At 68.3% G+C, this 14693-nt stretch carries 11 protein-coding genes; 3 read left to right on the forward strand and 8 right to left on the reverse strand.

Annotated features, from left to right (window positions below; genetic code table 11):
* Nucleotides 1-14 precede the first annotated feature (14 nt).
* Genes A5691_RS00860 through A5691_RS00870 form a run of 3 tightly spaced genes read left to right on the forward strand, consistent with a single transcriptional unit; the run spans nucleotide 15 to nucleotide 3749 of the window.
* Entirely contained in the window at nucleotides 15-590 is a 576-nt protein-coding gene (locus A5691_RS00860; RefSeq protein ID WP_068015490.1) for a TetR/AcrR family transcriptional regulator, read from the forward strand.
* Nucleotides 587-2131 carry a glycerol-3-phosphate dehydrogenase/oxidase gene (locus A5691_RS00865; RefSeq protein WP_068015491.1) on the forward strand — a complete coding sequence of 515 codons (1545 nt, stop codon included), beginning with the start codon at nucleotides 587-589 and terminating at the stop codon, nucleotides 2129-2131. Before A5691_RS00860 ends, A5691_RS00865 begins: the two co-directional genes overlap by 4 nt.
* Before the next feature lie 58 nt (nucleotides 2132-2189).
* Nucleotides 2190-3749 carry an FAD-dependent monooxygenase gene (locus A5691_RS00870; protein ID WP_068015497.1) on the forward strand — a complete coding sequence of 520 codons (1560 nt, stop codon included), beginning with the start codon at nucleotides 2190-2192 and terminating at the stop codon, nucleotides 3747-3749.
* 74 nt (nucleotides 3750-3823) lie between these two features.
* Here A5691_RS00870 and A5691_RS00875 read toward each other — a convergent pair whose 3' ends face one another.
* The 8 genes from A5691_RS00875 to aceE all read right to left on the reverse strand — a co-directional run bounded on the left by A5691_RS00875 (nucleotide 3824) and on the right by aceE (nucleotide 14637).
* On the reverse strand, nucleotides 3824-4711 hold the full coding sequence (locus tag A5691_RS00875) for a hypothetical protein (RefSeq protein ID WP_067778471.1): 888 nt from the start codon (nucleotides 4709-4711) through the stop codon (nucleotides 3824-3826).
* Nucleotides 4712-4848: 137 nt separating this feature from the next.
* A complete protein-coding gene (locus A5691_RS00880; protein ID WP_067749662.1) occupies nucleotides 4849-6270 on the reverse strand; it encodes an acyl-CoA carboxylase subunit beta in 1422 nt (473 codons plus the stop codon).
* 47 nt (nucleotides 6271-6317) lie between these two features.
* A complete protein-coding gene (kasB, locus tag A5691_RS00885; protein ID WP_067749664.1) occupies nucleotides 6318-7577 on the reverse strand; it encodes a 3-oxoacyl-ACP synthase KasB in 1260 nt (419 codons plus the stop codon).
* 84 nt (nucleotides 7578-7661) lie between these two features.
* A complete protein-coding gene (gene kasA, locus A5691_RS00890; protein ID WP_067749666.1) occupies nucleotides 7662-8912 on the reverse strand; it encodes a 3-oxoacyl-ACP synthase KasA in 1251 nt (416 codons plus the stop codon).
* Nucleotides 8909-9253, reverse strand: coding sequence for a meromycolate extension acyl carrier protein AcpM (gene acpM / locus A5691_RS00895; protein WP_007170888.1), 345 nt, complete (start codon nucleotides 9251-9253; stop codon nucleotides 8909-8911). The genes kasA and acpM overlap by 4 nt, the downstream gene beginning before the upstream one ends.
* Before the next feature lie 83 nt (nucleotides 9254-9336).
* Nucleotides 9337-10245: an ACP S-malonyltransferase gene (locus tag A5691_RS00900; RefSeq protein WP_067749668.1), complete on the reverse strand. Its 909-nt coding sequence runs from the start codon at nucleotides 10243-10245 to the stop codon at nucleotides 9337-9339.
* A gap of 143 nt (nucleotides 10246-10388) precedes the next feature.
* Nucleotides 10389-11711 carry a CdaR family transcriptional regulator gene (locus A5691_RS00905; protein ID WP_067749670.1) on the reverse strand — a complete coding sequence of 441 codons (1323 nt, stop codon included), beginning with the start codon at nucleotides 11709-11711 and terminating at the stop codon, nucleotides 10389-10391.
* Nucleotides 11712-11850: 139 nt separating this feature from the next.
* Nucleotides 11851-14637: a pyruvate dehydrogenase (acetyl-transferring), homodimeric type gene (aceE, locus tag A5691_RS00910; protein WP_067749672.1), complete on the reverse strand. Its 2787-nt coding sequence runs from the start codon at nucleotides 14635-14637 to the stop codon at nucleotides 11851-11853.
* Between the last annotated feature and the right edge of the window lie 56 nt (nucleotides 14638-14693).

The following is a 14693-nucleotide window of genomic DNA, read 5'->3' on the forward strand; positions in this document are numbered from 1 at the left end:
TTACAGTATTACACATGCTGTCAACCAGTAACGCACGCGTCCCGGTGGACACGGGGGAGCGCATCCTCGCGGCGGCGGCCAGCTGCGTGGTCGACTTCGGGGTGGACCGGGTCACCCTGGCCGAGATCGCGCGACGTGCCGGCGTCAGCAGGCCCACGGTGTACCGGCGCTGGCCGGACACCCCGTCGATCGTCGCGGCGCTGTTGACCCGCCACATCACCGAGGTGATGCGGGACGCGCCGCTGCTCGGTGACGACCGGGAATCCCTTGTGCGACAGATCGTTACGGTGGCCAATCTGCTGCGTCGCGACCGCCTCGTCATGTCGGTGCTGCACTCCGAACTCGCGCCGATCTACATCACCGAGCGGCTGGGAACCAGCCAGCACATGCTGATCGACGCCCTCGCCGCCCGGCTGCGGGTGGCCCAGCGCAACGGCAGCGTGCGCGCCGGCGACCCCGTCCAGATGGCCACCATGGTGTTGCTGATCGCCCAGTCGACCATTCAGTCGGCGCAGATCGTCGAACCCCTCCTCGACGCCGACACGCTGGCCGTCGAACTCGCTTACTCGCTGAACGGATACCTGTCGTGATACCCGACCCCACCGCGCTGAACGCCGCCCGCCGCGAGGCGGACCTGACTGCCCTGGCCGACGGCGAGCCGCTGGACGTCGTCGTGATCGGCGGCGGCATCACCGGCGCCGGCATCGCCCTGGACGCCGCGTCGCGCGGGCTGCGGGTGGCGCTGGTGGAGAAGCACGACCTCGCCTTCGGCACCAGCCGGTGGAGCTCCAAACTGGTGCACGGCGGGCTGCGTTACCTCGCGACCGGCAACGTGGGGATCGCCCGCCGCAGCGCCCTCGAGCGCGGAATCCTGATGGGCCGCAACGCCCCCCACTTGGTTCACGCGATGCCGCAAGTGGTTCCGTTGTTGCCCTCGATGAGCCGGGGCAAGCGCGCGCTGGTGCGCGCGGGGTTCCTGGCGGGCGACGCGCTGCGGACGCTTGCGGGCACGTCGTCGTCGATACTGCCGCGGTCGCGCCGGATCTCACCGGAGCGCGTCGTGCAGCTGGCGCCCACCGTTCGGCGCGCGGGGCTGGACGGCGGGCTGCTGGCCTACGACGGGCAGTTGATCGACGACGCCCGCCTGGTCACCGCGGTCGCGCGCACCGCGGCGCAGCACGGCGCACGGATCCTGACCTACGTGGCGGCGTCGAGGGCCACCGGCACCTCGGTGCGGCTGACCGACCAGCGCACGGGACAGTCGTTCGACGTCGCGGCGCGGGCGGTCATCAACGCCGCCGGGGTGTGGGCCGCGGAGATCGACGGCCTGCTGCGGCTGCGGCCCAGCCGCGGAACGCATCTGGTGTTCGACGCCGAAGCGTTCGGGAATCCCACTGCGGCGCTGACGATTCCGATCCCCGGCGAGCTCAACCGGTTCGTCTTCGCCATGCCCGAGCAGCTGGGCCGGGTCTATCTGGGGCTGACCGACGAAGCCGCCCCCGGCCCGATTCCGGATGTGCCCACACCGTCGGCCGACGAGGTCACCTTCCTGCTCGACACGGTCAACACCGCGTTGGGGGTCGCGCTCGGGCCGGCCGACGTCATCGGCGCCTACGCGGGGCTGCGGCCGCTGATCGACACCGGCGAGGGCCGCACCGCCGACGTCTCGCGCGAGCACGCCGTCGTGGAGTCGGCGTCCGGGATCATCAGCGTGATCGGCGGCAAGCTGACCGAGTACCGCTACATGGCGCAAGACGTGCTGGACCGCGCCGTCGGCCTTCGGCGCCTGCCCGCCGCGAAGTGCCGGACCCATGACCTGCCGCTGGTCGGGGCGCCCGCCAATCCGGGACCGCCGGGCTCCGGCCCGGTCGCCGGGTTGCCGGACTCGCTGGTGCGGCGGTACGGCGCCGAGGCCGCCAAGGTCGTGGCCACCGCCACGTGTAAGCGCCCGACCGAGCCGGTCGCCGAGGGCATCGACGTCACCCGGGCGGAATTCGAGTACGCCATCACCCATGAGGGCGCGCTGGATGTCTCCGACATCGTGGACCGGCGGACCCGCATCGGCCTGGTGGCCTCCGATCGCGAGCGGGCGCTGCCGGCGGCCGAGGAGTTCGTGGCGCGCCTGGGTTAGGCGCCGAAACTTGATTCTGACTGTAGATATCGAATGATAGCGACTATCATTTTGTTCTATGACGACCACACGAGTTCCAGTCCTCATCGTCGGCGCCGGCGCCGCCGGCCTCGCCACGTCGGCATTGCTGGCGAAACACGGGGTCCGCTCGCTGCTGGTCGAGAAGCGGCGCGAGGTGTTCATCTATCCGAAGGCCCGCAACCTCAGCTTCCGCACCCTGGAAATCCTGCGCGGTCTTGGATTGGCCGACGAGATCCACGCGGTCGCCAACGGCGTTTCCGACATGCTGAGCAAGCCGACGCTCAACAGCGCCGAACAGCGTCAGGCGATCGACATCAACGCGATCTTCGCGCCGTTCGACGAATTAAGCCCCGAGCCCGGCGGCCAGTACTGCCCGCAGAGCGCCTTCGAACCGATCCTGCTCACCCACATCCGCCGGCGCGGCAGCGAGGTGCGCTACAACACGGAGTTGGGCTCGTTCGAACAAGACGCTAGCGGCATCACCGCGGTTGTCCGCGATCGCGAGTCGGGCGCGACCGAGGCGGTACGCGCCGACTATCTCGTCGCGGCCGACGGCGTGCACAGCCCGGTCCGCGACGCGCTTGGCGTGACCACCTCCGGCCACGGGGCATTGCCCATCTATGTCGTGTTCATCTACTTCCGGGCGCCGTGGCGAAAATTCGCTCCGGACCTGGGCGACGGCGACGCCATCCAAGTCAGCAACCCGGACGTCGAGGGAATTTTTCTGTCGGTGCGCGACGACATGGGCATGTTCATCACCACGTACTTTCCCGCCCGCGGGGAAACCGCCGTACAGTTCACCGCCCAGCGGTGCCGCGAGATGCTGAGCAAAGCGATCGGTGAGCCGATGGACGTGGAAATCATCGATGTGGCACCCTGGCAGCCCTACGAGCGGGTAGCCAACCAATTCCACTGCGGCCGAGTGTTTCTCGTCGGCGACTCGGCCCATACCATGCCGCCGTTCAAGGGCGGCGGGGCCAACACCGCCATCCAGAGCGCGCATAACCTGGCCTGGAAACTGGCCGCCGTCGTGAACGGGACCGCCGGCCCGGCCCTGCTGACCACCTACCATGCCGAGCGACACCCGGTCGGGCGCTTCAATGCTCGCCAGTCGCTTAGCGGGCCGTCGCTGGGCTTCCTGCGGTTGGACGACGACCGGCCCATGTTGCCGCCGGACGAGGAGGCGCCGATGTTCGCGCTGCTTATCGGCTACCAATACCGCTCGGGCGCAGTGGTTTCCGATGATCCCGGCCCGGCGGATCCCGACGCCGTGTCGCTGATCGACGAATTGCGCGGGCAGCCCGGCACTCGGGTGCCGCATGTTTGGGTGCGCGAGGGGGTTTCGACGCTCGACCTGCTGGGCCCGGGATTCACCGTGCTCACCGGCGACGAACGCTGGTGCGCCGCCGCGGCTTCGGCGTCGGTGGCCGCGCATCGCATCGAGAGCGACGAGTGGGCGGCGGTCACCGGGCTCGGCCCTTCCGGCGCGCTGCTGGTGCGCCCCGACGATTTCGTCGGCTGGCGCTGTGACTTTCTGCCCGACGATCCCGAAGGGCAACTGCGGGCGGTGCTTGCGAAGATCCTCTGCAGACCATGACCGCGCTCCGTGAGCAGACACAAAAGCGCATGGCCAAAGCGTGTTGCGTGCGATTATGTGTCTGCTCGGCGGCGTTAACCGGCCATCGGTGGGCGGTTCAGGTGCGTCGCGATGCGGTCAGCGAGGCGGTCAGGTTCTCGTCGCACGTCGTCGACGACGATTGGGATGATCGTCCACCCAAGCTCCTGGATCTTGGCCCACCGCGTCTTGTCGCGAAGCATTTCCTCGCGACCAACGTGCCAATCGACGCTCTCGTATTCTGCGGCCAAACGCAGATGCGGCCATGCGAAGTCGACGCGCCACAACTGGCCATCGCGTCCGACGATCGGATGCTGCAGCTCGGGAAGCGGTAGCCCGCGATCGATCATCACCAGCCGCGCCTCGCTTTCCATGGGCGATTCCGCACGGCCATCCGCCAAGGGCAACAGTGCGCGCACAGCAACTATGCCTCGACGTCCTCGCTGCTCGATAACGGCTCTCCGAATTTCGTTGCGAGTGCACTTCATTGAGCGCAACGCCGCGTCAAGCGTCGCCAGCGCCCGCGGCCGGCGCAGTTGCCTTGCGACCTCCACTGCAGTCCATCCCGGTGCCGTCGCGAGACGACCCCCAATTCGTTGGAGCCGGGCACCGGTTCGTTGGTGAACCATCAAGCCGGCCGTAGGGCGCATGCGCACACCGGGATCGAGAACGTGAATAGCTCTCGTGTTCTCGGTGTCGAATCCGTACAAGGCCGCGGCGGTGCCCAGGCAGGCCACCGCATGTCGGCCCATGAAGACGTCCAAGGCGGCCAACCGCCCCAGACAAGTTGGCTGTGTGGCGCCGTAGACCCCGTGCCATACGCGGACCAGCCCACCGTTTCGGACTTGAACGTCGAGTTGTTGACGGGTCATGACTGTCAGCAGTTGGGACGTCGTCGCGAACCCGCCGACTTCCTGCATCAGCTTTAGCGCGTCGGTGAGCACCGCGGAAGCATGCGGTGGCTCGGCTCAATTGACCAGTCACGCCTGGGGATTAACCGCCGAGCAGACGCAAAATCGCACCACGCGGGCACCGCGAGTGCGATTTTGCGTCTGCTCGCGCTAGAAGGTGCCGCTGCGGCTTACAGCGGGATGTTCTTGTGCCGACCGCGGCGCGCCGGGGCCTGAGCCAGCGCCTCGGTGAGCTTGCTGCGGGTGTGCGACGGGTCGATCTTCTCGTCGACCACGCCGATCTCGATGGCGCTGTCCACGCCACCGGCGATCTTCTCGTGTTCGGCGGCGAGCTGGTCGTGCAGCGCCTCACGCTCGTGATCGGCCGCGGCGGCCAGCTTTTTCTTGTGCAGGATGCCGACGGCGGCCTTGGCGCCCATCACCGCCACCTCGGCGTCCGGCCAGGCGTACACCTTGGTCGCGTTGAGCGACCGGGAGTTCATCGCAATGTAGGCCCCGCCGTAGGTCTTTCGGGTGACCAGCGTGACCCGCGGAACCGTGCACTCGCCGAAGGCGTGCAACAGCTTGGCGCCGCGGCGCACCACGCCGCCCCACTCCTGGTCGACGCCGGGCAGGTAGCCGGGCACGTCGACGATCACGACCAGCGGGATGCCGAACGCGTCACAGAGGCGCACGAAACGTGCTGCCTTCTCGGCGCTTTCGGAGTTCAGGCAGCCGCCCAGACGAAGCGGGTTGTTCGCCAGGACACCCACCGTGCGGCCGGAGAGCCGGCCCAGCCCGATCACCATCGACGGCGCCCAGTTGGCCTGGAACTCGTCGAACGGGGTCTCGGCGTCCAGGATCGCGGTCACGATCGGACGCACGTCGTAGGCCCGCCGCGCCGATTCCGGCAACAGGGCGTGGATGTCGGTGTCACCGGCCTCGGCCTTGGTGCGGTCGAAATGGCCCTGCTGGCAGAACAATCCGACCAGTCGACGGCCGCGCTCGTAGGCGTCGAGCTCGTCGTCGGCGACGATGTGGCACACGCCGGACTTCTTGTGGTGGGTCTCCGGACCGCCGAGGGACGCCATGTCGACGTCCTCGCCGGTCACGCTGCGCACGACGTCGGGCCCGGTCACGAACACCCGGCTCTCCGGAGCCATCACGATCACGTCGGTCAGCGCCGGCCCGTAGGCGGCGCCACCGGCGGCGAAGCCGACGACCACCGAGATCTGCGGGATGTAACCGGACGCACGGATCATCGCCTCGAAGACCGTCCCCACCGCGTGCAACGCCTTCACGCCCTCGGCCAACCGCGCACCGCCGGAGTGCCAGATCCCGACGATCGGGCTCTGCTCCTCGATGGCGGTGTCGTAGGCGTTGACGATGTGCGCACAGCCCTCGATACCCATGGCGCCGCCCATGACGGTGCCGTCGGTGCAGAAGGCGATGGTGCGCACACCGTTCACGGTGCCCGACGCAGAAAGCACACCCGAGCGGTCACGCTCGTGCAGCAGCGCGACGCTGCCCTCGTCGAAGAAGTTGCTCAGACGCAGCAACGGGTCCCTGGGGTCGAGCGATTCGCCGACCGACGCGGGGGCCATGATTGTCATCGCAGGTCTCCTGTTCTCCGGTGTGCTCTCTGGTTGGGCAGCGATGGTCAGTACCGCCCGAAGGCGATCGCGACGTTGTGCCCGCCGAATCCGAACGAGTTGTTGATCGCGTACTCGTACTTGCCCGGCCGCGGCTTGCCCGCCACCACGTCCAGGTCGATCTCGGGGTCGAGGTTTTCCAGGTTCAGCGTCGGCGGAATCACCTGGTCCCGCAGGGCCAGCACCGTCAGGATCGATTCGACCGCACCCACCGCGCCCACCGAGTGGCCCAGCGCGGCCTTGGGCGCGTAGACGGCCGCGTTGCCGCCGTGGGGGCCCAGCGCGTTGTTGATCGCCTTGCCCTCGGCCACGTCACCCACCGACGTACCCGTCGCGTGGGCGTTCACGTGGTGGATGTCGCCGGGGGTCAGGCCGGCGAGCTGAATCGCCCGGCTCATCGCGTGCCCGGCCCGAAGCCCGTTGGGGTCCGGCGCGACCATGTGGTAGCCGTCCGAGGTGATGGCGGCCCCCATGATGCGGGCCAGGATGTTGGCCCCCCGAGCCTTGGCGTGCTCCTCGGTCTCGATCACCATGAGCGCCCCGGCCTCGCCGAACACGAAGCCGGTGCGATCCCGGTCGAACGGGCGGCAGGCACCCGCCGGGTCGTCGTTCTTGGTCGACATCACGATGCGCATCTGGGCGAACGCCGCGATCGGCACCGCCTCGATCTTGGTCTCGACACCACCGCAGATGGCGATGTCGGCCTCGCCGAAGACGATGTTGCGCCACGCCTGGGCCACACCCTCGGAACCGGACGCGCACGCCGACACGGGCGTGATCACGCCGGCCTTGGCGTGCCGTTCCAGACCCACCGCCGCCGCGGCGCCGTTGGGCATGTATTTCTGCACACCGAGCGGGGAAACCGCCCGCATGCCACGGGCGCGCATGTCGTCGTAGCTGAAGACCATTTCCTCCGACGAGCCCAAGCCGGTGCCGATGGACACCAGCAACCGGTCGGAGTCGACCTCGGGCGAGCCGGCGTTCTCCCAGACCCGGCGGCTCAAGATGGTCGACATCCGCTGCAGGTAACCCGTGCGCCGCAGCTCGACACGGGTCATCTGGCTGTCGAATTCCTCCAACAGGTGCCCGCCGATCTTGACCGGCAGGTCGAACTCCTCGACGAACGGGTCCTCGAGTCTGCGGATACCACTTTGTCCGTCCTGCAACAACTTCCAGGTGTTCTCGGCGTCAGTGGCCAGTGCGGTCGTCATGGCGACGCCAGTGACGACCACATTCGGGAGCGTTTTCCCGGTAACCAGCTCTGTCATGGGTCTTGCAAACGTTCCTTTCGTACTTGTCCGGCTCCTCCGCGGGCCGCTTGCTGAGGCCCGCTTCGTCGCCCGACGTCGTGCTCAGTACCGCCCGAAGGCGAGCGCCACGTTGTGGCCACCGAATCCGAACGAGTTGTTGATGGCGTAACGGAAATCGCCGTAGCGGGGTTCGCCCGCGACAACATCAAGATCGATCTCGGGATCTGGCGTTTCGTAATTGAGAGTTGGCGGTATCACGCCGTCCCGAAGGCTCAATACCGTGAGGACAGATTCCAGCGCGCCGACCGCGCCGATGGAGTGGCCCAGAGCCGACTTCGGTGCGTACACCGCCGCCTGCTCGCAGCCCGCGACCCGGATGGCGTTGGCCTCGGCCGTGTCGCCGATCGGTGTCGCCGTGCCGTGCGCGTTGACGTGGTCAATGTCCTTGGGGGACAAGCCAGCCAACTCGAGCGACCGTTGCATCGCCCGGCCGGCGCGCACGCCGTCCGCGGCCGGCGCAACCATGTGGAACGCGTCCGAGGTGATGCCCGCACCCATCAACCGGGCCAGCGGCTTGGCGCCGCGGGCCTTGGCGTGCTCCTCGGTCTCGATGATCATCAGGGCCCCGGCCTCGCCGAACACGAAGCCGTCGCGGTCCTTGTCGAACGGGCGCGAGGCGCGTTCGGGCTCATCGTTGCGAGTGGACATCGCCCGCATCATCGAGAACGCCGCGATCGGCAGCGCCTCGATGGGACCCTCGACACCGCCGCAGACGGCGAAGTCGGCGTCACCCATCGCGATCTGGCGCCACGCGTGCGCGATCGCCTCCGAGCCCGACGAGCATGCCGACACCGGGGTGATGACCCCGGCGCGAGCGCCCAGTTGCAGACCCACCACCGCCGCGGCGCCGTTGGGCATGATCATCTGGACGGCGAGCGGCGACACCTTGCGGGGGCCGCCCTCGTTCATCAGGTCGTAGCTCTCGACGATCCGCTCGGCGCCACCGAGCCCGGTGCCGACCACGACCGAGAACCGGTCGGGGTCGACCTCCGGGCTGCCGGCGGACTCCCACAGCTGAGTGCTGAGCAGCTTGGCCAACCGTTGGACGTACGACATACGCCGCAGGTCGAGCCTGCTCATGTGCTCGTCGATGGGCTCCTTGAGGTGCCCACCGATCTTGACGGGCAGGTCCCACTTGGTGACGAACTCGTCCTCGAGTACGTGGATGCCGCTTTCGCCGGCCAACAAACCCTTCCACGTGCTCTCGATGTCCGGCGCGACCGACGTCGTCGCCGTGACGGCGGTCACCACAACGCTGGGGTAACCGCCATTAGCAGTGGAAGGCTTGCTCACTTGTCCGCTTCCATCCTCGCCTTGACGTTGGCGACGGCGTCGGGGTTCTCCGTCTCCAGCTTGGCGCGCAGGGCCTCGGCAGCCTCGGGGTTCTCTTCCTCGAGCTTCTGGATGTAGGAGACGACGTCACCGACGGTGCGCAGACCGGCGAGGTCCTCGTCCGGGATCTTCACGCCGTACTTGTCCTCGGTCTGCACCGCGATCTCCACCATCGACAGCGAGTCGATGTCCAGGTCGTCGACGAACGACTTCTCCGGGGTGACCTCGGACGGCTCGATACCGGTGACCTCTTCGATGATCTCCGCGATACCGGCGATGATTTCTTCCTGGCTGACGGCCACAGCGTCTTCCCTTCGTGATGTGTTGTGTTAATCGAACAGAGCGTTCTTATAGAGCGTTATGTGGTTGTACTGGAAGCGGCTTTCTACAGTTCAGCCAGTGCGTCCAGGTCTGCGGGTGCCTTGACGGCGCGGGTCGTAACCCCCCGAAGTTCGCGTTTGGCGATGCCGGTCAGAGTGCCCGCGGGCGGGAACTCCACGGCCGCCGTGATCTCCCGGTCACGCATGGTCGCCGTGCACAGGTCCCAGCGCACGGGCTGGGTGAGCTGGGCGACCAGCGCCTCCATCGCCGCCGCCGCGGAGCCGACGGGCTGGCCGTCGCGGTTCGACAGCAGCGTGGCGGTGGGCTCGGCGGTCGCGACCGCGGCCGCCGCGGCGGCGTAGCGGTCGAGGGCCGGAGCCATGTACTTGGTGTGGAACGCCCCGGCCACGCCGAGGGCGCGAACCCGGGCCTTGGCCGGCGGGTCCTCGGCCAGCTTCTCCAGCGCCGTCAGCGGGCCGGCGGCGACGATCTGGCCGGCGGCGTTGCGGTTCGCGGGGAACAGGTCGAGCTGCTCGAGGCGGGCCAGCACTTCGGCCTCGTCACCGCCGAGCACGGCGGACATGCCGGTCGGCTCGATGGCGCACGCCTTGGCCATCTCGGCGCCACGGGTGGCGGCCAGCGAGACGGCGTCGTCGGCGGCCATCACACCGGCGATCGCGTACGCCGCGATCTCGCCGACGGAGTGGCCGGCGACGATCAGCTCCGCGCCGGAGAGCAGGCCGCGCTTGGTGAGCTCCTGGTGGGCCAGCAGGGTGGCGGCGACGACCAGGGGCTGCGTGACCGCGGTGTCGGTGATCTCTTCGGTCGACGCGGTGGTGCCCAGCCTGACCAGGTCGAGGCCGCTGGCCTTCGACCACAGGTCGAGCTGGTCCGCGGCACCCGGCAGGTCGAGCCACGGCGAGAGCATCCCCTCGGTCTGCGAACCCTGTCCGGGCGCAAGCAAAGCAATCACGTGTTTAAGAGAACACTGTGGAAACGGTTTTGGCGGGTGTAACAGATTATGAACCTGGTCTTAGGTTTTTGTGTACTCCCCACAAAACAGCTCCGTAAGCTACATGTTCGATACCGTTGCTTGATCTGTTGCCTGGGTCACTATTACTCCGATTGACCGACGATAGCCGCCCTGACCGGCAGCGGAACAGGGGGCAGCGGGTTGGTGCCGACGCTGGCGGTCGGGGTGGGGTAGTTGAGCTGGCCGACCGTCGCCGCCACGCGCAGCACGTATGCGTCGCGGGGCTGGGTCGGATCGCGTCCCGTGAAGTCGGTGATCCGCTTGAGCCGGTAGCGCACCGTATTTGGATGAACGAACAACTTTCTGGCACAAGCTTCAATCGCGCCGCCACAATCCAAATAAGCGTCAAGAGTCTCGATGAGCGTCGGTCCCGCGTCGGCCAGCGGCCCCATCACGTCGGTGTGCAACGCGACGATCGCGGACGCGTCGCCCATCAGGGCGCGTTCGGGCAGAAGTTCCCGGGCCTGAACCGGCCTCGGTGCGCCCCGCCAGCCACCGACGGCGTTCATCCCGGAAATAGCCTCGCTGGCGCTGTGATAGGCGGCCGTCAGCATCGGTGCGGTGGGCCCGATGACCACCGGGCCGTCGGAAAAGGCCTGCAGCAGATCGCCGAGGAATTTGTCGGTTGGCGACAGTTGGCCGGAAACTATAGCGACCAGCCAGGTGCCGTGGACGTCGGTGAGGGCGGCGCGGCCATGCTGGGCGGCGATGTCGCGGACGTGCTGGCTGGCCCGCTGGTCGTCGCCGGGCCCGGTGGAGCCGTCCCGCCCGGGGGCCGGGACGCCGACCACCACGGTCGCCGGGGCGGTGGTGTCCCAGTTCAGCGCCGCGGCCCGGGACAGCAGTTCGGGGCCGGTGTCGCCGCGGACCACCGCGTCGACGACGCTGGCCTCCATCCGGCTGTCCCACGTGCCGCGGGCCTCGGCGGCGTTGGCGTAGGCCGAGGCCGCGGTGAACGCCAGGTCGCGGCTGTACTTGAGGACACCCACGGTCAGGGCCGTCAGCTGCTCCTCGGAGCGGGCCACCAGCGGCAACACCTCCTCGAAGAACTCCATGGTGACGCGCACCATGTCGACGCTGTGCCGCAGCGCGATCCGGCGGGCCAGATCCTGGGGCACCAGCTCGAAGGCCTGGGCGGTGTAGCTGACGTTGCTGTGTGGGTCCTGCATCCACTCGACGAAGTTGTTGATGGCCGTCTGCACCACCAGCGCCACGCTGGCCCGCTGCGAGGCTTCCAGGTCGGCGAAGAAGGGCAACCGGTCCTGCATGACCGAGACCGCCTCGGTGGCCAGCCGGCCGGAGTATTGCTTGAGCCGGCGCAGCACGGAGTCGGGCACCGTGTTGAGCATCTCCAGCGGCGACCTGGGCTGCTTGGCGAACGGACCGGCGAACGGGTTGTCATTCACCCCTAAAACCTACGCCACATTTTGGAAGTATCCGCCAAAGAGGTGGGCGGTTTTGCGCGAGTGTGCGGCTGGCCGCACACTCGCGGGGCGCTCACGGCCCAGCGCCCCGCTGGCGGGGCGCTCGCGGAATCCTGGGCGCTCAGGCGACCCCGGGGTCGGACGTCTGCTCTGGCGCGGCCTGGACGTCGTCGATCTTGTACTGGCGGGCGGCCGCGACCGGCACCGACGGGTCGATCTCACCGTCGCGCGCCAACGCCTCCAGCACCGCCACCACCTGCGACTCGGCGTCGGTGTTGAAGTAGCGCCGGGCGGCGGGCCGGGTGTCGGAGAAGCCGAAGCCGTCGGTGCCCAGCGTGACGAACGTGTTGGGCACCCACGGCCGGATCTGCTCGGGCACGGCGCGCATCCAGTCCGACACGGCGATCACCGGCCCGTCGGCATTCGACAGGGCCTGGGTGACGTAGGCGGTCCCGGCCGGTCGGTCCGGGTGGCGCAGCTTGGCCTTCTCGATGGACAGGCCGTCGCGGTTCAGTTCGCCCCAGCTGGTCACCGACCACACGTCGGCGGCGACGTCCCACTCGGCCAGCATCTCGGCCGCCTGCAGCGCCGACGGCATCGCCACCCCGGAGGCCAGGATGTGCGCGGTGTTGGCGCGCTGTTCGGTGGCCGCGCGGTAGCGGTAGATGCCCCGCAGCACGCCCTCGGGGTCGAAGTTCTCCGGCTCCGGCGGCTGCACGTACGGCTCGTTGTAGACGGTCATGTAGAAGTACACGTCCTCGGGGTCCTCCCCGAACATCCGCGCCAGCCCGCTCTCCACGATGTAGGCGATCTCGTAGGCGAACGCCGGGTCGTAGGCGACCACGGCGGGATTCGTGCTGGCCAGCAGCAGCGAGTGACCGTCGGCGTGCTGCAGCCCCTCGCCGGTCAGCGTGGTGCGTCCCGCGGTGGCCCCGAGCAGGAAGCCGCGGGTCATCTGGTCGGCGGCGGCCCACAGCCCGTCGCCGGTGCGCTGGAAACCGAACATCGAATAGAAGATGTAGATCGGGATCATCGGCTCGTTGTGCGTCGCGTACGAGGTGCCTGCCGCGATGAACGAGCCCACCGACCCGGCCTCGTTGATGCCCTCGTGCAGGATCTGCCCGACTTCGCTCTCCTTGTACGCCAGCATCAGCTCGGCGTCGACGGCGGTGTAGAGCTGGCCCAGGCGGTTGTAGATCTTCAGCGACGGGAACCAGGAGTCCATGCCGAATGTGCGCGCCTCGTCGGGAATGATCGGCACGATGCGCGGCCCAATCTCCTTGTCGCGCAACACTTCCTTGAAGGTGCGCACGGTCGCCATGGTGGTGGCGACCTCCTGGGTGCCCGATCCCTTCTTCAGCGCGGCGTAGATTTCGCGTCCGGGCAGCTTGAGCGCCTTGGCCTTGGTGCGGCGCTCGGGCAGGAACCCGCCGAGGGTGCGCCGGCGGTCGAGCAGGTAGCGGATCTCCGGGGCGTCCGACCCCGGGTGGTAGTAGGGCGGCAGGTAGGGGTTCTCGTCCAGCTGGGCGTCGCTGATCGGGATGCGCATGGAGTCCCGGAAGCGCTTAAGGTCTTCCAGCGCAAGCTTTTTCATCTGATGGGTGGCGTTGCGGCCCTGGAAGTGTGCGCCCAGCGAGTAGCCCTTGATGGTCTTGGCCAGGATCACCGTCGGTTGGCCCTTGTGGTCGAGGGCGGCCCGGTAGGCGGCGTACACCTTGCGGTAGTCGTGGCCGCCGCGCTTGAGGTTCCAGATCTCGGCGTCGGTCATGTTCTCGACGAGCGCCTTGGTGCGGGGGTCGCGGCCGAAGAAGTGGTCGCGCACGTAGGCGCCGTCGTTGGCCTTGTACGTCTGGTAGTCCCCGTCGGGGGTGGTGTTCATCAGGTTCACCAGCGCGCCGTCGCGGTCGGCGTGCAGCAGGGCGTCCCACTCGCGGCCCCAGACCACCTTGATGACGTTCCAGCCGGCGCCGCGGAAGAACGACTCCAGCTCCTGGATGATCTTGCCGTTGCCGCGCACCGGGCCGTCGAGGCGCTGCAGGTTGCAGTTGATCACGAACGTCAGGTTGTCCAGGCCCTCCAGCGCGCCGACGTGCGCGAGCCCGCGGCTCTCCGGCTCGTCCATCTCCCCGTCGCCGAGGAAGCACCACACGTGCTGGTCGGAGGTGTCCCTGATGCCCCGGTCGTGCAGGTAGTGGTTGAACCGCGCCTGGTAGATGGCGTTGAGCGGGCCCAGGCCCATCGACACGGTTGGGAATTCCCAGAAGTCGGGCATCAGCCGGGGGTGCGGGTAGGACGGCAGCCCGCCGGCGGCGTGGCTGTGTTCCTGGCGGAAGCCGTCGAGCCGGTCCTCGCTGAGCCGGCCTTCGAGGAAGGCGCGCGCATAAATCCCGGGCGACGCGTGGCCCTGGATGAACACCTGGTCGCCGCCGCCGGGATGCGACTTGCCCCGGAAGAAGTGGTTGAACCCGACCTCGTACAGCGCCGCCGACGACGCGTACGTCGAAATGTGGCCGCCGACGCCGACTCCCGGGCGCTGCGCGCGGTGCACCATGATGGCGGCGTTCCAGCGGATCCAGGCCCGGAAGCGCCGCTCCACGTCCTCGTCGCCGGGAAACCACGGCTCGAGTTCGGTCGGGATCGTGTTGACGTAATCGGTTGACGTCAGCGACGGAATGGCGACGCGCTGCTCGCCGGCCCGTTCCAGCAGCCGCAGCATCAAATAGCGGGCCCGCGCGGGCCCGGAGCGCTCCAGCAGCTCGTCGAAGGATTCCAGCCACTCCGACGTTTCCTCGGGGTCGATGTCGGGCAGGTACGACGCCACGCCTTCACGGATCACCCGAACGCGGTCGGGTTCGCTTGCGCTGCTAGGGGTTTTGGCCAGATCGTGGCGCGCGAACTCGGTTGTCAACGCACTCTCCTGTAGTTGGCGGGGTTTGTGCCCTCGGGGTGCCGTGCACCGTCTCC

The sequence above is a fragment of the Mycobacterium sp. E183 genome (genome assembly GCF_001667735.1).
Lineage (GTDB): Bacteria > Actinomycetota > Actinomycetes > Mycobacteriales > Mycobacteriaceae > Mycobacterium.